Raw genomic sequence first — 18,600 nt, 5'->3', positions numbered from 1 at the left:
GACGCCGCGAAATCCCAACCCCGCTCTGTGACTCGGTGGGCGACGCGCTCAGTCGAGTACCGTGCGCTCCAGCCACGCCTCCATCGCCTTGAGCGGCTCTTCCCAGCCGGCGTCGAGCATCATCGAGTGACCCATGCCCACGAACATGCGCAGGCGAGCGTTGTAGGAGAGCGCGGTGCGTTCGGTGTCGCGCGGGGGGACGAAGGCGTCGTCGCGGCTGCCGATGACGAATACCGGCGCCTTCGACGGGCGCGGCTCACGCGGCAGGAGCATCTCGTATTGGTTGCAGGCCGACGGCGACTCGAAGCGGCGCAGATAGCGCTGGGCGGTGGCGTCGTCGAGCTTGTCGGAGAAGAAGTGCTCTTTCCGCCAGCGCAGCGGCCGAGCGAGCAAGCCCTTGGCGAAATCACCCGGGAAACGTGTCGCCATTCGCCTGGCGATGCCGACACCGCCGTGGGCGGGGACCGGCGCCACGAAGACCCCGGCGCGAGCGGCGTAGCGCTCGAGCACACGCATCACCACCAACGCGCCGGCGGCGTGGCCGACGATGACGGGGCGCTCGGGCAGCTCGATGACCGCCTGCATCACGTCGTGCTCGTAGTGGCGCAGGGTGGCGCCGTCTGCGGAGCCGCTGTTGCCGTGGCCGCGCAAGCTGACCGCGTAGCAGGGCCAGCCGCGCTCGGCCAGGGCGGGCATCCAGTGCTCGTCGAACGCCCAGGCGGCGTGGCCCAGCCCGTGGACGAACAGAATGGGGGGCTTGTCGGTCTTGTGCTGCGGAACACGGCGAACAATCTCCAGGTCGACCGGCTCGGGCGGAAACGCCCAGTCCAGCCGCCGCAACACGCGCTCTCGGGTATCTGCGTAAGCTCTTCGCATCAATATTCCAGTCGGGACAGTTGGGGGCGTGCGGCATCCAATCGTTCGATCAATTCAGCCAATTCTTCCAGGTACGACATGTGCTGGATCTCGACGTAGTGACGCGTCGACTCCTTGTATTTGACCCCGGCGCCCAACACCTCGTCGCAGTGCTTTCGAAAGTGGCGCAAGAACGGACGCACCGCCGCCGGGTTTTCGCGACGTAACCTCATCAACTTGGCAAGGGCCACGCTCTGCCAGTGCACCAGCTTGAACTGGCCGCTGTCGGGTTGGATCAGCCCGATGACCGCCAAGTTGTCGTAGGTGGGGTGAAACACGTGCATGTACAGCTGCGGCCGACCGTTGTGCCAATTGAGGTGGTCGTGGTCGATGAACGGGAACCGAATCAGGTAACCCGTGCAGTAGACGACCACGTCGACCTCGACCGACGAGCCGTCCTCGAAGTGGACCGTCTTGCCCTCGAAGCGCTCTACGTTGGGCTTGGGCACGATTTCGCCGTGGCCGATATAGTAGAGCAGCAGGCTATTGACGATGGGGTGGGTCTCCAAAAAGTGGTGGTCGGGCTCGGGGAGGCCGATGCGCTCGATATCGCCGGAGGTCAGCCGCGAGGCTTTCTCGAGCAGAAACTGGACCACCCGGTGCGGAATCGGGGCGGCCAGGAGCATGTCGAAGATCTGGTCGGAGGGCTTGCCCATGACGTATTTGGGCGAATACCAGTAGGCGCGCCGGGTGCTGTGATAGCAGATCTCGGCGTGCTGTCCCGCCTCGACGGCCACGTCGCAGCCGGTGTTGCCGGCGCCGACGACCAACACGCGTTTGCCCTCGAAGACCTCCGGGCTCTTGTAGTCGGCCGAGTGGAGCACCTCGCCGTCGAACTCGCCCGGGAAGTTGGGGATCTTCGGATACCAGTTGTGCCCATTGGCGATGACCAGGCCGCCGTAGCGGCGGGTCTCTTCGCTGCCGTCGGGCAATCGGAGCGTCACGTCCCAGAACAAGCCTTCGTCTCGCGGCTCGACCCCGACGACCTCGGTGTCGTACTCGATGAGTTCGGCGAGGCCGAAGTGCTGCTTGTAGTGGATGAGGTACTCGAGGATCTCGGAGTGGTGCGGGTAATCCGGAAAGGCATCCGGCATCGGGAAGTCGGGATACTGGGTAAACGGCTTCGACGAGATGGTGTGCGTCGACTCGTAGACGCGCGAGTTCTCTTTGCCGAAATTCCAGTTGCCGCCGACCTCGTCCTCACGCTCGATGATGTCGACGTCGAAGCCGTACTCGCGCAGGTTCTTGCCGGTCGCCAGCCCCGAGCTCCCGGCGCCCACCACGCAAATGGCGCTGCGACGGTCGACGGGCTCGCGCTCCTTCTGGTTTGCCATGATTGTCCCGCACTCGTGTAAGTTTGATTCGCGTGCAACGCGTCTGACCGGATGGTCAACGCGGACCGAGTATAGACAACTCCCCGCCTGGAGTTAAGTGGTAAGTGATTACTCACCAATCATCGATCTGGTGCTCTTTGAGCTTGCGCCAAAGGGTCGTGCGGCTGATCCCGAGTAGATCCGCCGCCTTGGTCTTCTTGCCATGGGCCCGCTCGAGGGCGTCGATGAGCTCCCGGCGCTCCTCGTCCTGCTCGTCACCTCGATCGTCAGCGCGCCGATGCGCGGCGATCGGCGGCGGCTCCTCGCGCAGCTCGGGGGTGAGTTCGTCGAGGGTCAACACCTCCCCTTCGCCCATGACGAAGGCGTACTCGATGACGTTGCTCAGCTCGCGTACGTTGCCCGGCCAGTCGTAAGCCTCGAGCGCGTCCATCGCCTCGGAGTCGACCGCCTCGACCCGCCGGGGGCCGCGGCCGTTGAAGACGCTGATAAAATGCCAGGTCAACGCCTCGATATCGCCCTCGCGCTCGGCCAGGCGCGGCAAGAAGATGGGGACCACGCGCAAGCGAAACATCAGGTCGGCCCGAAAGCGACCTTCGTCGACCGCGTGTCGCAGGGAGCGGTGCGTGGCCGACAGCAGTCGTACGTCGACGGAGACCTGCTCGGTGCCGCCCAGCGGCACGAAGCTTCGCTGCTCGATGACCCGCAACAGACGCGCCTGCAAGTCGAGCGGCAGCTCGGCGATCTCGTCGAGGAAGAGCGTGCCGCCGTCGGCGAGCTCGAAGAGCCCTTTGCGGCTGCGCGTCGCCCCGGTAAACGCCCCCTTGATGTGGCCGAACAGCTCCGAGGCGAGCATCTCGCGGGTCAGGGTCGCGCAGTTGAGGGCGCGAAATGGGCCGCGAAACCGGCGGCTCAAGCGGTGGAGCGCGCGGGCGACGAGTTCTTTGCCGGTACCCGTCTCGCCACGCAGCAGCACCGGAGCACTGCTGGCCGAGGCCTTTTCGATTTCGGAGAAGAGTTGGCGCATCTGGGGCGACACGGTGATCAGCCCGTGGAAGTTGGTGGGCTCGTGCCCCGGTGGCTTCAAGAGTTTACCCATGACGCTGCAGACCAGATGGTGTAGGGACCGAGTGTTGAATCCTGATGTTGAAACATATCGTTTCAACGACGAACTGCAACTCCCCATCTCCCCGGCGCATCAAAGTATCGGGCGCACCTGCGCGATGCGCCTGAGGCAGCGCTGGCGCGGATTGTCCGCCGAGGCAGTCATCGCGTCGGTGTTGGCATGAAGTTTGTTTCCTAATAAGACTCCAGCGGCTGTCGTGGCTGTTTTTTACAACGCGGAGCATCGAAGAACCATGAGCGATCCCCGTCAATCACACGAAGATACTCGCGCGCAAGCCCCCTGCTTACAGCTTCATGCCCCGGTCCCCGACTTCGAAGCCGAGACCACCCACGGCTACATCGGCCTGTACGATTGGCACCCGGACAAATGGGTCGTCTTGTTTTCGCATCCGGCCGACTTCACCCCGGTGTGCACTTCGGAGTTTGTCTCGCTGGCAGAAGCCTCGCCGCAATTCCAGGAGCGAAACGTCGTCTTGCTAGGGTGCTCGGTCGATAGCGTGTTCAGCCACCTGGCTTGGCTGGAGAGCATCCGCAACAAGTTTCATATAGATGTGCCATTTCCAATCATCGCCGACGTCGACCAGAAGGTCGCCCGGCTGTATGGAATGGTGCACGAGGCGAGTTCGAACACCGCCCCGGTGCGCGCGATGTTTATCATCGATCCCGAGCGGCGCTTGCGCGCGATGTTTCACTACCCGTTGGAAGCCGGCCGCAGCACCGACGAGCTGCTGCGCCTGATCGACGCGCTGCAGACCGCCGATCGCCACGACGTGCAGTGTCCGGCGGACTGGTCGCCTGGTCAGCCGGTGCTGACCGACCCGCCGCGCACCGTCAACCAACTACGACTGCAGTCGAACGCCGGGTTCGTCGAGGTCGTCGACTGGTACTACCAGAGCCGCGACGTCGACAAAGACTCGTAAGCCGGACGGGGAAATGCGAAGGAGCAACGTCATTCACCACCATCACCACGCACCACAACCAGGGTAAACACGAGTTAGCCGGTGGGAGTTAGCGGTCGCCGCTATGTGCACCCCTGAAGGGGTACTCCTATGATACTGGTTCACGGACTGATCTGGGGCTCATGGGTGATCTTCGGGATCACCACCATCTGGGGCCTGGTCTGGGCAGTGCGCACGGGCCAATTCCAACGGCTCGACCAAGGAGCGCGCTCGATCTTCGACGACGAAGAACCCGTCGGGCAGATGACCGACGTCTTTCCGAACACCGATCCGGAGGTGTTGGAGCGGCTCAACGCCCGGGGAGGCGAAGATGCCCACTGAGCAGCCTCCCGAACACCAACCCGATCGCTCGATGCGCCAGCCACCGCCCGGCCCTTGGCCCGACGCGCCGGCGGCCGAGGCGCCGCCGCTCGAGGAGGCCGACCGCTCCGAGGAGCGCTTTTTGGAGTTGCGCACCCGTGCGGCGATCGACAGGTCCGCGCGTGGCCCGGTGCTGCTGTTCTTCGTGACCGGCGTGCTGTGGTTGCTCGCCGGCAGCCTGCTGGCCCTGATTGCCTCCATCAAGCTGCATACGCCCGGCTTCTTGGACGACGCCGCCTGGTTGACCTTCGGCCGTGTACGCCCCGCCCACTTGAACACCATGATCTACGGGTGGGCGTCAATGGCGGGCATTGGACTGCTCTTCTGGCTGCAAGCGCGCTTGAGCCGCGTCAACCTGCCCCTCAAACGCCTGCTCGTGGTCGCCTGCCTGGTCTGGAACCTGGCGGTCCTCGCCGGCACCTTGGCCATCCTCTTCGGGGAGTCGACCAGCGTAGAATGGCTCGAGTTCCCTCCCGAGGTGGGCTGGGTGCTGTCGGGGCTGTTCTTGATCATCTTCGCCGCATCGGTCCTCACGTTCCTGCGCCGCAAAGCGGGCCACGTGTACGTCTCCCAGTGGTATATCTTCGCGGCGGTCTTCTGGTTTCCGTTTCTGTACGTCGCCGCCCACATTGTCATCCACGGCCAATTCGCCAGCGGCATCGCGTTGGGCACGGCCAACTGGTGGTTTGCCCACAACGTGCTCGGGCTGTGGTTCACCCCTATCGGCTTGGCCGCCGCCTACTACTTCATCCCCAAAGTCATCGGCCGGCCCATTCACTCGTATTACCTGTCCATCCTGGGCTTCTGGACGCTGGCCATCTTCTATAATTGGGCGGGCACGCACCACTTGATCGGCGGTCCGATCCCCATTTGGATGCAGTCGGTCGGGGTGGTGGCAAGCGTGATGATGTTCATTCCGGTGATCACGGTCGCCATCAACCACCACATGACCATGGTCGGCCACTTCTCGAAGCTGCGTTGGAGTCCGACGCTGCGCTTCATCGTCTTTGGAGCCATGTCGTACACCCTGGTCAGCGTGCAGGGCTCGTTGACCGCACTGCGTACCGTCCAGGAGACCACCCACTTCACCCACTACACCATCGCCCACGCCCACCTGGGGGTCTACGCGTTCGCCACGATGATCCTGTTCGGCTCGATGTATTACGTCATGCCGCGGCTGACCGGCCAAGAGTGGTCCTCCTCGGCGCTCATCAAGGTGCACTTCTGGACGACGGCCATCGGCATGGTCATCTACTTTGTGGGGTTGAGCATCGGCGGGGTCATCCAGGGCCGGATGATGCTCGATCCGGAGACGGCCTTCGGTGAAGTCGTCGTGGCCACCTTGCCCTGGCTCTGGTCGCGCTCGACGGCGGGCATCTTGCTGACAATTGGCCACATCGTCTTCGCCTACCTGGTGTTTCGGATGCTGTACGACTGGCTGCGCCAGGTGCGCTCTGAAGAGGGACCGACGCTGTTTGGTGCGCTGCGTAGAAGCGGCGGGGCCGAGTCGAGCGCCGCCAGCGCAGGAGGTCAGTGATGACCGAACGAACGGACGAAGGACGCGTCGAAGTTGGCGAAGACGCCAAGGACCGCAAGCTGGCCCCCATCATGAAGGCGACGGCGGGTATGAGCCGTGCGGTGCCGCTCGCCGGGGGCATCGTCGCCGCGGTGCTCTCCTCTTATGTAGGACTGGTCGTCGTCCCCAACTGGCAGGTCGAGCCGCTCGAGCCAGTGCTGCTCGACAACGGCGACATCTATCCCAAAGAGTTGTCGGTCGAGGCCCAGCAAGGCCGCGAGGTCTACGTCGACCTGGGCTGCGTGTACTGCCACTCCCAACAGGTGCGCACCGACGACTTCGGCGGAGACATCTCGCGAGGCTACGGCGCACGCGCCAGCCTCCCCATTGACTATGTGCACGCCGAGCGGCCCCTGTTCGGCACGATGCGCACCGGTCCCGACTTGCGCAATATCGGCGCCCGTCAACCCAGCCGTACCTGGCATTACTTGCACTTGTACAATCCGCGCATCACCAGTGACTACTCGACCATGCCGCCCTTCCCCTTCCTGTTTCGGCACATCGACGCCGACAAGACGTTGGCCCCTCCCGAAGGAGCGCTCGATATCCCGGAGGAATACGCCCCCGAGGGGCAGTACGTGGTGCCCAACGAGCGCGGCGAGCGACTCGTCGATTACCTGCTTTCGCTGACTTACCAAGCCGACGTACCGGCCTCCGCGATGGGCCCGGCCGCGGCAGACGAGCAGGATGAAGCAGACTCGGACGCCGACGCCGAACCAGACGCCGACGCCGAACCAGACGCCGAACCAGACGCCGACGCCGAGCCGGACGCCGCCGATGAAGGCCAGCCGTCCCCCGAGGCGACCGATGGGGCGCTCGAAGGAGGTGCACCATGACCAGCGAGTCCACACCGCAAGATCGCATGGCGAGCGAGCACCCGGAGGACATGCCCGCCGACGTCCACGAGATGCACGACCCCATTCTGAGAGAGAAGGAGCGACCGCGCGATGGTTACCAGCCCATCCCAACTACATTGCTGCTCATCTTCTTCGCGCTGCTGATGTGGGGCGGTTATTACTTGGGCACCTACAACGGCAACTGGCGCGTCGACATTCTCGCTCCCAAGGGCGAGCTTCGCGCCGGCGCAGCCGCCGGAGCGCCAAACGGTGCCGACGAAGACGTCGACCTCACCGTGCTCGGCAAACGGGTCTACAACCAGTGCGCGGCCTGCCACCAGCAAAACGGCCAAGGCGTCCCCGGGGCCTTTCCCCCGCTGGACGGCACCGACTGGGTCACTGGATCGCCCGACATACTCACCCGCATCCTGCTGCACGGAATGGAGGGCCCCATCGAGGTCAAAGGCGAAGTCTACGAAGGCCAGATGCCGGCCTGGGGCGACCAGCTCGACGATCGCGAAATCGCCGCGGTGATGACGTATATCCGCTCGGAGTGGGGGAATGACGCTCCCCCCATCGAGCCCGACTTCGTCGGCAAGGTCCGCGAGGAGACCGCCGATCGCGCTCGAGCGTGGACCGCCGATGAACTCCAGGCGATCGAGCCGGACGCAGCTTCCGAGGGAGAGACGCCATGAAATGTTGTGAGCAACCTGCCGGCTCGATTCCAGCTGTCGACCAATCCCCTAGCGACCACTCCGCATGGGTCGCCATCGGGATCGGCGCCATGTTCGCCGCCAACAGCATGATCGTCGGGCTCTCCATCAACATCTCGACCATGGAGCCCCAGATGCGTCGGCTGGTCGAACTCGGCCTTCTCGGGGCCACGATCATCGTGGGCGCGCTGCTGGCCGGCCCCCTGTTGTCCAGCGCATGGCACAAGCTTCGCCAGCGGCAACTGAGCTTCGAGTTCTTGTTTCTCTCGGGCATCGTGGGCGCGATGGGCGTCTCGATCTTCTCGATGGTGCGCGGCCACGGCCCTATCTATTTCGAGGTCGCCTCGTTGTTGCTCGTCATCTACGCCATCGGCAACGAGGTCGGCCGTGCCAGCCGCCAGCGTGGACTGACATTGGCGCGCAGTTGGATCGACGACAACCCCACCTGTCGTATCGTGACGTGTTGCGGCCAGGAGCACGAACTGAGGCTCGATGAGGTGGCCGTAGGCCAGACCGTGCGCGTGCTCCCGGGCGAATCGCTACCGGTCGACGGGAAGGTCACCGCCGGGGTGGGCTTCGTTCAGGAATCGCAGCTCACCGGTGAATCGTTTGCGGCGGTCAAACGCCCCGGCGACACCGTGCACGCCGGGTCAATCGCGATGGACGCCATGTTCGAGGTCGACGTGAGCGCGGCGCACGGGAGCAGGTTGATTGATCGCATCGCCCACTCGGTCGAGCAGGCATGGGCACAGCCGTCGCAGTGGCAGCGCCAGGCCGACCGGCTGGTGCGCTGGTTCCTGCCGTTGGTCATGGTGGTGACCGCCACCACGTTCCTGACGTGGACGCTCATCGACTCGTGGCAGACGGGCCTGTTCAATGCGCTGGCGGTCTTGTTGGTCGCTTGTCCGTGCGCGATGGGCTTTGCCATCCCCTTGGCAATCTGGATGACCCTCGGCAACTTCGCCGCGCGCGGACTCGTCTCCAGCGGAGGCGACTGTGTCGAGCGACTCGTGGAGGTCGACACGGTTGTCTTCGACAAAACAGGCACGCTCACCAGCCAAGACCACCGGATGGTCGACCTCGTCGTACGCGAAGGGCTCGATCGCACGTGGCTCCACGCGTTGGCCGGCGCTGTCGAAGAGACCAGTAATCACCCGGTCGCGCGTGCGTTTCACCGCAACCCGGCGGACGGGGAACGCCCTTCTTTCGGTGTACGTGCCTCGCGGTCGTTGCCCGGACTTGGAGTCGAAGCCACCGTGCAATCACGCGGCTCCGACCAACTCATCTCGGTCCGTATCGGCACCGACCATCTCGTGCCCCCACAAGACGAGCCACTCTTTGACATGCTCGCCAAGCGCCTGCACGCCGAGATCGGCGCGCGTCGGCTGGCCGTGGTGGTCGACGGCCGACTGGCCGCAGTGGCCGCGGTCGACGAGACGCCGCACAATGGCCTCGATCAGTTGCTCACGCGACTCGAAACCCTCGACATCACTCCCGTGCTGATGACCGGCGACCGGTCCACGCGTGCCAATCGACTGGGCTTTCCCGAGGTCTATGCGGAGCAAAGCCCCGAACAGAAGCGCGCCCGAGTAGCCCAGATGGAGAGTGAAGGCCGACGGGTGGCCTTTGTGGGCGACGGCGTCAACGACGCGGCCGCCATGGCCTCGAGCACCGTGAGCATATCGGCGAGCCATGGCTCCGATCTGGCGGTCGGCGTCGCCGACCTGACCTGGCACGGCTCCGACCCGACCGTAGTAGCCGAGGCCGTCGACCGCGCGCGCCAGGCCGTCTCGCTCGTTCGCAGCAACTTACTCTACGCCGCCTCGTACAACGCGATAGGTATGTCAGCCGCGGCCCTCGGACTGCTCCATCCCGTGCTGGCTGCCGTCATTATGGTCGCTTCGAGCGCATTCGTGACCTGGCGGACCGCCTTTGCCATGGAGCCCGGCGAAGCCGACGAGCTTGTCTCTCGGAGCACCGAGACTTCAGCGCCGTCGAGTCCCGCAGGCCACACCCTCCAGCCAGCCGCCACCTCTCCCTGAGCTCAGTGCAAACACGGAAATTCTGGTGCTTTGAGGTCGGCTCATCGCCACGATGCCTGCGTCGAAGGAACTTGATGTAGCGCTGCTACCACTGCGTTCTTTCTCCTTGGCCTCCCGGCGATGCGCTCGCCCTCAATCGCACACAACTTCCGTGTTTGCACTTATCGGCCGGTGTCGAAGACGAACGCCTTGTTGAAGACCGCCGGCACCTGCGGCGCCCCGCGCAACCGGATTCGTTTGATCTCACGGGCGACGCATTTGCCCACCCCGTGGCCGACCTTGTCGACGCTGACGCGCGCGTCCGACACCTGGCCGCGGCTGCCTCGGGCCTCGACCGTGAAGGTGATGACGACCTTGCCCGACAGGCTCGGGTACTGCTTGACGCGGCGCACGTAGCAGCTCTCGATACGCGACTTGATGCGCCGGATTTGCTCGGACACCTCCGCGGCGAGAGCGGGCGGGGTCGACCCACTCGGAGAATCTTCGGGGATACTCACCGAGCACCCCCGACATTCCACTTCCTCTTCGTCCTTCTGACCGGTTTGCACGCCCTGGCCCGCCTGGCGCGCTCCGCTCGTGCGCTCGAGCCCGCCTACGCCCACGGTCTTGCCGGGCCCATCGTCGTCGCGTCCCGACCCCGCCATGCGCTCCTCACCCACCTGACCGCGGCGCACCTTTCCGGCACCGGCGAACGCCCCCTCGACGTCCATCTCCTCGCTCATCGCCAAGATCTCGTCGACGGCGTTGTCACCGTCGGCGTTGCGGCTGCCGATGACCCCGATGATGGTCTCTTTTTCGACCTGCTCGGTCATGCGCAGCCGATCGACCGGCTCGGACGGCTCGCTGTCGGTCGGCTGCTCAGACGCCGCCGACTCGGCGGGCGGCGCCTCTCCCGGCTCTCCATGTTCGCCCTCCTCGGTCGGCCCAGACGGATCGAGGGGCTCGGGCGGCCTATCGCGCTCCTCCTTGGGCCGAACGAGCACCTCGGCGAAGGTGTTGTCGGCGAACACCTGCGCTTCGAGCGGCTCGGGCCACTCCTGGTTCAGGACCCAGACAACGAACCCGGCCTGCAGCACCGCCGACAGCGCGATCGCCATGGCCGAAACCGGACTAAGCTGCGTCATCCACGCCCCCCGAAACGCCCGCGGCAGCCGTGGATTGGCAGGGGGCCGGCGCCGCTCGACGTAGTGAAACATCACGGTCACCTCCCCCAACGTCACCTTGCCGCGCGTACCGCGCTCGATGGCAACGTGCCCATCGCCGGCTTCGATTTGCTCGACGGCAGCCTCGGCCGTCCTCGCCAGGCGCACCGTGGCGCCGTCGACGAGCTTCAACACGAAGCGCCCTTCGGCCGTTGCAAAGAGCTCCAATCGCGCAGGCAGCGACTCAGACGGCACCACAAAGTCGGTGCGCCACGACGACCGACCGATGGTGACCGATTGCGGCTCGAAGAGGAGCCGCTCTTCGATCAGTCGCCCCTCCAAGAAGATGCCCACACGCAGCGCCTGCTGCACTCGTCCTTGCGTTTGCTTCGCCATCGTCCAGCCTCGCGTCATCTGAATCCATCAATCCAATCAACCTCCTGCAGGTTGGACAACGGGGATGGGAGGATGTTCCGCGCAATCGCCGTTAGTGCACCCGGCGCACGTTGGTGATGCGGAAGCAACTGGCAGGTATAGCCGGCATGCGCGACAAGTCGACGCTCAGGTCTTGTGCGGGCACCTCGTAGTCGATGGAGTGGACCAGAAAGTCGACCGCCGCCTCCATCAACTCTTTGGTGATCCACTCTCCGGCGCAGCGGTGGTTGTGCAGGAAATCGCCGCCGTCCTGCGGGATGAAGTTGAAAGGGCTTTCATCCCAGTCGCGGAAGCGCTCGGGGCGGAAGGTATCGGGCGCGTCCCACACCCGCGGGTCGCGGTTGGTGCCGTACAGATCGAGCAGGGTACGGGTGCCCTCCTCGAACTCGTAGCCGCGCCAGGTGAAGTTGCGGCGCACGATCGCAGCGACGAACGGGAAGAACGGGTAGAAACGGCGCACCTCGTGAGCGAATAGCTCCAGGGCATCGTCGTCTGCGTCACGCAGGTCGACGGCCTGTCGAGGGTAGTCGTGCAAAGCGAGCGCGGCGAACACGATGTAGCGAGCGACGGCGACAGTCGGGCGAAGCGCTCGGTGTCGTAGAAGACTTCGGCTGCCTCGGCGCCTCGCATGCAAATGGTCTTTTCGAACCTACCGACACACCTTTCGCATCCCCCCCTCCGTGTCTATCCTTCCCCTCAACCGAAACCCCTAAACCCGAAACCCCTAAACCCGAAACCCCTAAACCCCTACCAACCCAATGAAAATCAACGCCGACCTGACCAAACGCGCCACCGCCGACACCACGGATATGGAGTGGCAGGAGTCGCCCGCCGAGGGAGTGTGGCGCAAAATGCTCGACCGCGACGGCGAAGAAGTCGCCCGCGCGACCTCGCTGGTGCGCTACGCCCCCGGCAGCTCGTTTCCCGAGCATACCCATGGAGGTGGCGAGGAGTTCTTTGTGCTCGAGGGCACCTTCTCGGACGAGAAGGGTGACTACCCGGCGGGGACGTACGTGCGAAACCCGATCGACTCGAGCCACTCGCCGCGAAGCGACGATGGCTGCGTCATTCTGGTCAAGTTGAGACAGATGAGCGACCCGGACGAGCCGCGTGTGGTGGTCGACACCAACGAAGAGACGTGGCAGCCGGTCGACGATGCTCCCGTCGAGCGCATCCCGCTCTTCGAGTCACATAAAACCGGCGAATCCGTCTGCCTGGAGCGCTGGAAGCCCGACACGACCTTCTCGCCGCGCGAGTGGTCCGGCGGCGCGGAGTACTTCGTGCTCACCGGCTCGTTTGCCGACGACTTCGGCGCCTACGCCGAGGGGAGTTGGCTGCGGGTGCCCGCAGGCAGCACCCAAGAGGTGTCGACGGCAAACGGATGCACCGTGTGGATTAAACGCGGCCACTTATGAGTGCCTGCAGGGCTGGCAGCACCGGCGCGGCTACTGGATATGCGACTCGACGTAGCTGACGAGTCCGCCAACGGTGTCGATCTCCTCGCACTCCTGCTCGGACATCGCCAGGTCGAAGCGTTGGTTGAGTTCGCCGGCCACCGCGCGCTTGTCGCTATCGTCGATGCCGAGGTCGCGGGTGAGACTCGAGTCCTCCTCGAGGCTCTCGACGTCGATGTCGGGCTCGATCTCGCGCAAGATGTCGACGACTTCCATGCGTACACTTTGATTGCTCATAGTTCCTCCACTGCTGTGCTTTCGTACAACGCGCACGGCAAAGGTCATCACGCAGAAGGTTGTTGTCGAGCCTCGATCAGGTCAGTCGACACGCGCCTCGACGTAGTTCACCAGCTTTCCGAAGGTATCGATGTCGCCGTAGTCCGACTCGGGGATGTCGATGCCGAAGCGCTCGTAGACCTGCTCGACGACCGTCAACGAGTCCATCGAGTCCATGCCTAAATCGGCCTGGAAGCTCGTGTCGTCGTCAATTTCGGACGAGTCGACCTCGGGCACCACATCTCGCAGGATATCGACCACTTCCGTTCGTACGCCTTCGTTGCTCACAGTTCCTCCGGTTGGTGTAAGAATGCTTCGATGAGTGACAAGAATTTCGCGCCGACGATGCCGTCACTGACACGATGGTCGGCGGCCAGGGTTAGGGTGGCGGTTTGACGTGCAGCGAGCATGCCGTCTTTGGCCCACGGACGCTCGGTGATCTTGCCGACCCCGACGATGGCGACCTGGGGCGGGTAGATCACGCCCCACACTTTCTCGACGCCCTGGTCGCCCAGGTTGGTCAGCGTCAGCGTGGGGTCGGTCATCTCGGAGGCGCGCAGCTTGGCGCGACGCGCCCGCTTGACCACATCGCGCAGGGCGGCCATCACCTCGCCCGAGCTCTTTTTGTCGACGTCATGGACCGCGGGAGCGACCACACCACCGCCGCGCATCGACACGATATTGCCCAAGTGGACCGCCTCGCTGGGGCGAAACTCGCCGTCGACGAAGTGGCCGTTCATCTCGGGCACCTCGCGCGCAGCCAGCGCCACGGCCCTCATGAACAGAACCACGGGGAGCACACGCTCGGTGGGCGGGACCTCGGCGTTTCTGTCGGCGAGCCATTGCAGCGTGTCGGTCACGTCGACGGTGTGCTCGAGGTAGTAGTGCGGAATCTCGCGCTTCGAGCGCTCCATCGCCGCAGCGATCGCGTGGCGCATCGCCTGGCGCTGGGAGTCGGCTTCGTCGACAGTCGGCTTCTCGACGGCTTCCTCCCTGCGTCGCTCCCGGGCAGTTCGCTCAACATCGGCCCGCACAATCGCGCCATGCTCGCCGGTTCCGTCGACGGCCGACAAGTCGACGCCAAGCTCTGCGGCGAGCCTCTTGGCCACAGGCGACACACGCACGTGATGCTCGGGTGCTTCGGGGGCTTTCTTCGCCGCGGCCTCGACATCGACCAGTGTTATCGCCCCGTCAGCCCCTGTCGGCTCGACCTGCTCGAGCGGCACGCCGAGCTCGGCCGCCCGCTTGCGGGCCGCCGGCGACACCCGCAGCCGTTGGCGCTCCTCTTCCATGTCAGCAACCGGCTCCGGCTCTGTGACCGGCTCCGGCTCCGCGACCGGCTCCGGCTCCGCGACCGGCTTCGGCTCCGCGACCGGCTTCGGCTCCTCGACCGGCTCCGGCTCCGCGACCGGCTCCGGCTCTCCCTCGGCCTCAGCCTCCGTTGCGACCAATGCGAGTGTCTCCCCCACCGGCACCTTCGTCCCCGGCTCCGCAACGAGCTTCTGGACCACCCCGTCCTGCCAGATCTCGACGTCGATATTACCCTTTTCGGTCTCCACCTCGCAGATGACCTGGCCACGCTCGACGGTATCGCCTTCTCGAACGTTCCACTCGGCGAGCACGCCCCACTCCATGCTCGCTCCCAACGATGGCATCTTGAATTCAAACATGATGTTCCACCACCTTTCGAACCGCGTCGAGAATGTCGGGCACCTGCGGAATCGCTGCATCCTCGAGGTGCTTCGCATAGGGAATGGGCACCTCTTCGGTGCACACGCGTGCGACCGGTGCGTCGAGCTCGTAGAACGCCTCTTCGACGAGGCGCGTGGTGATCTCGGCCGAAATCGAGCCGGTCTTCCACCCCTCGTCGACGATCACGGCGCGATGGGTCTTGGTTACCGTTTCGACCAGCGCCTCGGTGTCGAGCGGGCGGAGCATGCGCAGGTCGACAACTTCGGCGCTGATGCCGTCCTCGGCGAGCTGGTCGGCCGCCTCGAGGCACTTGTGGAGCGAGCCGCCGTAGGTGATGAGCGAGACGTCGTTGCCCTGCCGGTGCACCACCGCCTTCTCCAAGTCGACCGGCGCACCATCTTCGGGCAGCTCCCCCTCCATATTGTAGAGCGCCGCATGCTCGAAGATGAGAACCGGATCGGGGTCTTCGAGGGCCGTGGCCAACATCCACCGGGCGTCCTCGATGGTCGCCGGCACCGCCACCTTGATGCCCGGGATATGGGCGTACCAGCCCTCGAGGCTGTGCGAGTGTTGCGCGGCGAGTTGCTTGCCGCCGCCGGTGGCCATGCGGATGACCACCGGCACGTTGAATTGGCCGCCAGACATGTGCAGGAAGGTCGCCGCCGTGTTCACGATCTGGTCGAGCGCGAGCAGGCTGAAGTTGACCGTCATAATCTCGACGATGGGTCGCATGCCGCCGATGGCTGCGCCGATACCGGCGCCGACGAAGCCCGACTCCGACAACGGCGTATCGCGCACCCGTTGCTCGCCAAACTCGTCGAGCATCCCCTTGCTCACGGCGTAGCAGCCGCCGTAGGCGCCCACGTCCTCGCCCATCAAAAAGACCCGAGGGTCTTCACTCATCGCCGAGCACATCGCCCGGCGTACGGCTTCACGGTAGGTAATCGTCTCGGCGCTCATCACTCTTTCTCCTCGCTGTAGACGAACCGGGTCAGTTCTTCGACAGGCTCCCAATCTGCGTTTTCGGCGTACTCGACCGCCTGCTCGACCTCCTCGATCACCTCCTGCTCGATGCGCGCGAGCTCGTCGTCGTCGACGAGATCTTCACGCTCGAGATAATCGAGGTAATTTGCCAGCGGGTCGCGCTCTCTCCACTGCTGGACCTCCGTCTTGGTGCGGTACAGTTCGGCGTCGAACATCGAATGTGCGCGGTAGCGGAAGGTGCGAAGCTCGATGAACCGCGGCCCCTCGCCGCGGCGCACCGCGTCGACGGCGCTCTTGGCGGCCTTTTCGACCTCGCGCACGTTCATCCCGTCGACCTGCGACGAGTGCATGCCGTAGCTGGCCGCCTTCAGGTGGATGTCGGGCTGTGATTCCGAGCGATCCAGCGCGGTGCCCATCGCATAGAGGTTATTCTCGCAGCAAAAGAGCACCGGCAGATTCCACAGCTCGGCCAGGTTCATCGACTCGTGAAACTCGCCCTCGGCGACAGCGCCCTCGCCGAAAAAGCATACTGTGACCCGGTCGCGCCCCTGCATCTTGTCGGCGAGCGCCAGTCCAGTGGCCAACGGGATGCCGCCGCCGACGATGGCGTTGCCGCCGTAGAGGCGATGCTTCTTCGAAAAGAGGTGCATCGAGCCGCCACGGCCGCGGCTACAGCCGCTCATCTTGCCGTACATCTCGGCCATCAGGCAGTTCATCGACATGCCTTTGACGAGCGCGTGGCCGTGCTCGCGGTAGGTCGCCACGACTGCGTCGTCGTCGCGAAGCGACTCCATGACGCCCACGGCGATCGCCTCCTCGCCGATATACAGGTGCAAAAAGCCGCGGATCTTCTGGGCGGAGTACATCTCGGCGCACTTCTCCTCCATGCGCCGCACGCGAAGCATCTGCTTGAACAGATGCAACGCCCTCTCACGATCGGGTGTGGTCTGGTCACTCATTACTCTCTCTCCAGCGTGGAAGTATCGCCCTCGGGCAAGCCGAGCTCGCGCGCCTTGAGCAGCCGGCGCATGATCTTGCCGCTTCGGGTTTTGGGGAGGCTGTCGGCGAATTCAATCTCGCGCGGGGCGACTGTCGAGCCCAGGTGGGTGCGAGCAAAGCCCATCAGCTCGCGCCGAAGTTCTTTGGAGGGCTCGTAGTCTTTGTGGAGCGAGACGAAGGCCTTGACGATTTCACCGGCGACGCGGTGTGGCACGCCGATGACGCCCGCTTCGGCGACAGCCGGGTGTTCGATGAGCGTGCTCTCGACCTCGAAGGGTCCGATGAGGTGGCCGGCAGATTTGATCATGTCGTCGGCGCGGCCGACGAACCAGAAGTAGCCGTCCGCGTCCCTGCGAGCCATGTCCCCGCTCAAGTACCACCCGTCGACAAAGGAGTTGCGGTACTTCTCCTCGTTGTGCAGATAGCCACGGAACATCGACGGCCAACCCGGCTTTAAGGCGAGCTCGCCCTCACGGTCGTCGGTCACCACCTCGACGCCGTCGTCATTACGCTCGACGATCGCCGCCTCGATCCCCGGCAGGGGCTTGCCCATCGAGCCGGGCTTGATGTCCATCGAGGCGTAGTTCGAGATCATGATGCCGCCCGTCTCGGTCTGCCACCAATTGTCGTGGATAGGCATGCCGAAGGTCTCGTCGCCCCAAACGACCGCCTCGGGGTTGAGCGGCTCGCCGACGCTGGCGATAAAGCGCAGCGCGCTCAAATCAAAGCCCTCGGCGGCCTCGCTTCCGGCTTTCATGAGCATGCGAATCGCGGTCGGAGCGGTGTACCAGACACTGACCTGGTGCTCCTCGAGCACGCTATACCAGTGCTGTGCGCTGTACTCCGCCTCGTCGACGACCATCGTCAGCCCGTGCGTCAGCGGTGAGATGATCCCGTAAGACGTGCCGGTCACCCAGCCCGGGTCGGCGGTACACCAGAAGATGTCGTCGGGATGGAAATCGAGCGCGAACTCGCCGGTGATGTGGTGGGCGACCACTGCTTCGTGCACGTGCACCGCCCCTTTGGGCTTGCCGGTCGTCCCGCTCGTAAAGTGCAGCAAGGCCATGTCCTGCGGGTCGGTCGGCGCAATCTCGAAGTCGACCGACGCCTCGTCGAGCAGCTGCCCCAGATCGAGGGTGCCCTCGATGTCGGAGGTCTCGTCGCGCGAAGGGATCAGCAACACGTGCTCGAGCTCGGGAAGCTCGTCGCGAATCTGGGCGACCTTGTCGCGGTACAGCGCAGGCGTGGTCACCAACACCTTGCCGTCACCCGACTCGACGCGCTGGCGAATCGGCTCGGGGCCGAACGCCGAAAAGAGCGGCGAGAAGACGCTGCCGTTCTTGAGGGTGCCGAGCATGGCGATGTACAGCTCGGGCACCCGGCTCGACAGCACGAAGACGCGATCGCCTTTGCCCACGCCGAGCTCGCCCAGCGCGTTGGCAAATCGGTTGGTCAAATCGCGCAGCCGAGCGTAGGTGAAGTCGTGCTGCTCACCGTCGGCCGACAGCCACCGAATGGCGACCTTGTCGGCCAGCTCTCCCTCGGCGTGGCGGTCGACCGCCTCGTAGGCAATATTGAGCCCTCGCTCGTCGGGCAACCCGCTGAGCCGCGCGCGGGCATCCTCCCAGCGAAACGACGTACGCGCGCTTTCGTAGTCGCGAAGATTCGGTTCGACGCCGCGTATTGCCGCGCCCTTTCGAATGATCGAAGGGTCCATATCCGCTGCTCTCCAGACGTGGGCTAAGTTTTACTGCACTTACC

19 protein-coding genes are annotated in these 18,600 nt (G+C 64.6%); 8 read left to right on the top strand and 11 right to left on the bottom strand.

Annotated elements, in window-relative coordinates:
* Nucleotides 1-48: 48 nt before the first annotated feature.
* The 3 genes from FIV42_RS23860 to FIV42_RS23850 all read right to left on the bottom strand — a co-directional run bounded on the left by FIV42_RS23860 (nucleotide 49) and on the right by FIV42_RS23850 (nucleotide 3,345).
* On the bottom strand, nucleotides 49-876 hold the full coding sequence (locus FIV42_RS23860) for an alpha/beta hydrolase (RefSeq protein WP_141200123.1): 828 nt from the start codon (nucleotides 874-876) through the stop codon (nucleotides 49-51).
* Entirely contained in the window at nucleotides 876-2,249 is a 1,374-nt protein-coding gene (locus tag FIV42_RS23855; RefSeq protein WP_141200122.1) for a flavin-containing monooxygenase, read from the bottom strand. The genes FIV42_RS23860 and FIV42_RS23855 overlap by 1 nt, the downstream gene beginning before the upstream one ends.
* A gap of 112 nt (nucleotides 2,250-2,361) precedes the next feature.
* A complete protein-coding gene (locus tag FIV42_RS23850) occupies nucleotides 2,362-3,345 on the bottom strand; it encodes a sigma-54 interaction domain-containing protein (RefSeq protein ID WP_141200121.1) in 984 nt (327 codons plus the stop codon).
* On the opposite strand from FIV42_RS23850, the gene FIV42_RS23845 reads away from it, so the two are divergent.
* From FIV42_RS23845 to FIV42_RS23815, 7 genes are all read left to right on the top strand, one after another.
* Nucleotides 3,344-3,535, top strand: coding sequence for a hypothetical protein (locus FIV42_RS23845; RefSeq protein WP_141200120.1), 192 nt, complete (start codon nucleotides 3,344-3,346; stop codon nucleotides 3,533-3,535). The genes FIV42_RS23850 and FIV42_RS23845 overlap by 2 nt on opposite strands.
* Before the next feature lie 69 nt (nucleotides 3,536-3,604).
* A complete protein-coding gene (locus tag FIV42_RS23840) occupies nucleotides 3,605-4,291 on the top strand; it encodes a peroxiredoxin (protein WP_141200119.1) in 687 nt (228 codons plus the stop codon).
* A gap of 129 nt (nucleotides 4,292-4,420) precedes the next feature.
* Nucleotides 4,421-4,651, top strand: a complete 231-nt coding sequence (locus tag FIV42_RS23835; protein ID WP_141200118.1) for a cbb3-type cytochrome oxidase assembly protein — start codon at nucleotides 4,421-4,423, stop codon at nucleotides 4,649-4,651.
* The gene (locus tag FIV42_RS23830; RefSeq protein ID WP_222615303.1) at nucleotides 4,641-6,227 is read left to right on the top strand and encodes a cbb3-type cytochrome c oxidase subunit I; all 1,587 of its coding nucleotides are present in this window, start codon (nucleotides 4,641-4,643) and stop codon (nucleotides 6,225-6,227) included. Before FIV42_RS23835 ends, FIV42_RS23830 begins: the two co-directional genes overlap by 11 nt.
* On the top strand, nucleotides 6,227-7,102 hold the full coding sequence (locus FIV42_RS30780) for a cbb3-type cytochrome c oxidase subunit II (RefSeq protein ID WP_222615302.1): 876 nt from the start codon (nucleotides 6,227-6,229) through the stop codon (nucleotides 7,100-7,102). The genes FIV42_RS23830 and FIV42_RS30780 overlap by 1 nt, the downstream gene beginning before the upstream one ends.
* Entirely contained in the window at nucleotides 7,099-7,797 is a 699-nt protein-coding gene (locus FIV42_RS23820) for a c-type cytochrome (RefSeq protein WP_141200117.1), read from the top strand. Before FIV42_RS30780 ends, FIV42_RS23820 begins: the two co-directional genes overlap by 4 nt.
* A complete protein-coding gene (locus FIV42_RS23815; RefSeq protein ID WP_141200116.1) occupies nucleotides 7,794-9,857 on the top strand; it encodes a heavy metal translocating P-type ATPase in 2,064 nt (687 codons plus the stop codon). Before FIV42_RS23820 ends, FIV42_RS23815 begins: the two co-directional genes overlap by 4 nt.
* A gap of 161 nt (nucleotides 9,858-10,018) precedes the next feature.
* On the opposite strand, the gene FIV42_RS23810 is transcribed toward FIV42_RS23815, so the two are convergent.
* A complete protein-coding gene (locus FIV42_RS23810; protein ID WP_168210901.1) occupies nucleotides 10,019-11,395 on the bottom strand; it encodes an AgmX/PglI C-terminal domain-containing protein in 1,377 nt (458 codons plus the stop codon).
* A gap of 91 nt (nucleotides 11,396-11,486) precedes the next feature.
* The gene (locus tag FIV42_RS23805; RefSeq protein ID WP_222615301.1) at nucleotides 11,487-11,969 is read right to left on the bottom strand and encodes a cytochrome P450; all 483 of its coding nucleotides are present in this window, start codon (nucleotides 11,967-11,969) and stop codon (nucleotides 11,487-11,489) included.
* 223 nt (nucleotides 11,970-12,192) lie between these two features.
* Between FIV42_RS23805 and FIV42_RS23800 the strand changes: the two genes are divergently transcribed.
* Nucleotides 12,193-12,849 carry a cupin domain-containing protein gene (locus tag FIV42_RS23800; protein ID WP_141200113.1) on the top strand — a complete coding sequence of 219 codons (657 nt, stop codon included), beginning with the start codon at nucleotides 12,193-12,195 and terminating at the stop codon, nucleotides 12,847-12,849.
* A 30-nt stretch (nucleotides 12,850-12,879) separates the two neighbouring features.
* On the opposite strand, the gene FIV42_RS23795 is transcribed toward FIV42_RS23800, so the two are convergent.
* From FIV42_RS23795 to acsA, 6 genes are all read right to left on the bottom strand, one after another.
* On the bottom strand, nucleotides 12,880-13,125 hold the full coding sequence (locus FIV42_RS23795; protein WP_168210900.1) for an acyl carrier protein: 246 nt from the start codon (nucleotides 13,123-13,125) through the stop codon (nucleotides 12,880-12,882).
* An 81-nt stretch (nucleotides 13,126-13,206) separates the two neighbouring features.
* Nucleotides 13,207-13,452, bottom strand: coding sequence for an acyl carrier protein (locus tag FIV42_RS23790; protein ID WP_168210899.1), 246 nt, complete (start codon nucleotides 13,450-13,452; stop codon nucleotides 13,207-13,209).
* On the bottom strand, nucleotides 13,449-14,834 hold the full coding sequence (locus FIV42_RS23785) for a dihydrolipoamide acetyltransferase family protein (RefSeq protein ID WP_141200110.1): 1,386 nt from the start codon (nucleotides 14,832-14,834) through the stop codon (nucleotides 13,449-13,451). The genes FIV42_RS23790 and FIV42_RS23785 overlap by 4 nt, the downstream gene beginning before the upstream one ends.
* Nucleotides 14,827-15,816 carry an alpha-ketoacid dehydrogenase subunit beta gene (locus tag FIV42_RS23780; protein WP_141200109.1) on the bottom strand — a complete coding sequence of 330 codons (990 nt, stop codon included), beginning with the start codon at nucleotides 15,814-15,816 and terminating at the stop codon, nucleotides 14,827-14,829. The genes FIV42_RS23785 and FIV42_RS23780 overlap by 8 nt, the downstream gene beginning before the upstream one ends.
* Nucleotides 15,816-16,799, bottom strand: a complete 984-nt coding sequence (gene pdhA, locus FIV42_RS23775; protein WP_141200108.1) for a pyruvate dehydrogenase (acetyl-transferring) E1 component subunit alpha — start codon at nucleotides 16,797-16,799, stop codon at nucleotides 15,816-15,818. Before pdhA ends, FIV42_RS23780 begins: the two co-directional genes overlap by 1 nt.
* The gene (gene acsA / locus FIV42_RS23770) at nucleotides 16,799-18,556 is read right to left on the bottom strand and encodes an acetate--CoA ligase (protein WP_141200107.1); all 1,758 of its coding nucleotides are present in this window, start codon (nucleotides 18,554-18,556) and stop codon (nucleotides 16,799-16,801) included. Before acsA ends, pdhA begins: the two co-directional genes overlap by 1 nt.
* Nucleotides 18,557-18,600 lie beyond the last annotated feature (44 nt).

The organism is Persicimonas caeni, assembly GCF_006517175.1.
In the GTDB taxonomy this organism is placed as follows: Bacteria; Myxococcota_A; Bradymonadia; order Bradymonadales; family Bradymonadaceae; genus Persicimonas; species Persicimonas caeni.
Note: the sequence above shows the minus strand (reverse complement) of the source record. Positions and strands in the feature narration are given on the sequence as shown.

Excerpts from the sequence above, each read along its gene's own strand:
- FIV42_RS23860 (WP_141200123.1), bottom strand. The coding sequence starts at position 876 with ATGCGAAGAGCTTACGCAGATACCCGAGAGCGCGTGTTGCGGCGGCTG.
- FIV42_RS23855 (WP_141200122.1), bottom strand. The coding sequence starts at position 2,249 with ATGGCAAACCAGAAGGAGCGCGAGCCCGTCGACCGTCGCAGCGCCATT.
- FIV42_RS23845 (WP_141200120.1), top strand. The coding sequence starts at position 3,344 with ATGACGCTGCAGACCAGATGGTGTAGGGACCGAGTGTTGAATCCTGAT.
- FIV42_RS23850 (WP_141200121.1), bottom strand. The coding sequence starts at position 3,345 with ATGGGTAAACTCTTGAAGCCACCGGGGCACGAGCCCACCAACTTCCAC.
- FIV42_RS23840 (WP_141200119.1), top strand. The coding sequence starts at position 3,605 with ATGAGCGATCCCCGTCAATCACACGAAGATACTCGCGCGCAAGCCCCC.
- FIV42_RS23835 (WP_141200118.1), top strand. The coding sequence starts at position 4,421 with ATGATACTGGTTCACGGACTGATCTGGGGCTCATGGGTGATCTTCGGG.
- FIV42_RS23830 (WP_222615303.1), top strand. The coding sequence starts at position 4,641 with ATGCCCACTGAGCAGCCTCCCGAACACCAACCCGATCGCTCGATGCGC.
- FIV42_RS30780 (WP_222615302.1), top strand. The coding sequence starts at position 6,227 with ATGACCGAACGAACGGACGAAGGACGCGTCGAAGTTGGCGAAGACGCC.
- FIV42_RS23820 (WP_141200117.1), top strand. The coding sequence starts at position 7,099 with ATGACCAGCGAGTCCACACCGCAAGATCGCATGGCGAGCGAGCACCCG.
- FIV42_RS23815 (WP_141200116.1), top strand. The coding sequence starts at position 7,794 with ATGAAATGTTGTGAGCAACCTGCCGGCTCGATTCCAGCTGTCGACCAA.
- FIV42_RS23810 (WP_168210901.1), bottom strand. The coding sequence starts at position 11,395 with ATGGCGAAGCAAACGCAAGGACGAGTGCAGCAGGCGCTGCGTGTGGGC.
- FIV42_RS23800 (WP_141200113.1), top strand. The coding sequence starts at position 12,193 with ATGAAAATCAACGCCGACCTGACCAAACGCGCCACCGCCGACACCACG.
- FIV42_RS23795 (WP_168210900.1), bottom strand. The coding sequence starts at position 13,125 with ATGAGCAATCAAAGTGTACGCATGGAAGTCGTCGACATCTTGCGCGAG.
- FIV42_RS23785 (WP_141200110.1), bottom strand. The coding sequence starts at position 14,834 with ATGTTTGAATTCAAGATGCCATCGTTGGGAGCGAGCATGGAGTGGGGC.
- FIV42_RS23780 (WP_141200109.1), bottom strand. The coding sequence starts at position 15,816 with ATGAGCGCCGAGACGATTACCTACCGTGAAGCCGTACGCCGGGCGATG.
- pdhA (WP_141200108.1), bottom strand. The coding sequence starts at position 16,799 with ATGAGTGACCAGACCACACCCGATCGTGAGAGGGCGTTGCATCTGTTC.
- acsA (WP_141200107.1), bottom strand. The coding sequence starts at position 18,556 with ATGGACCCTTCGATCATTCGAAAGGGCGCGGCAATACGCGGCGTCGAA.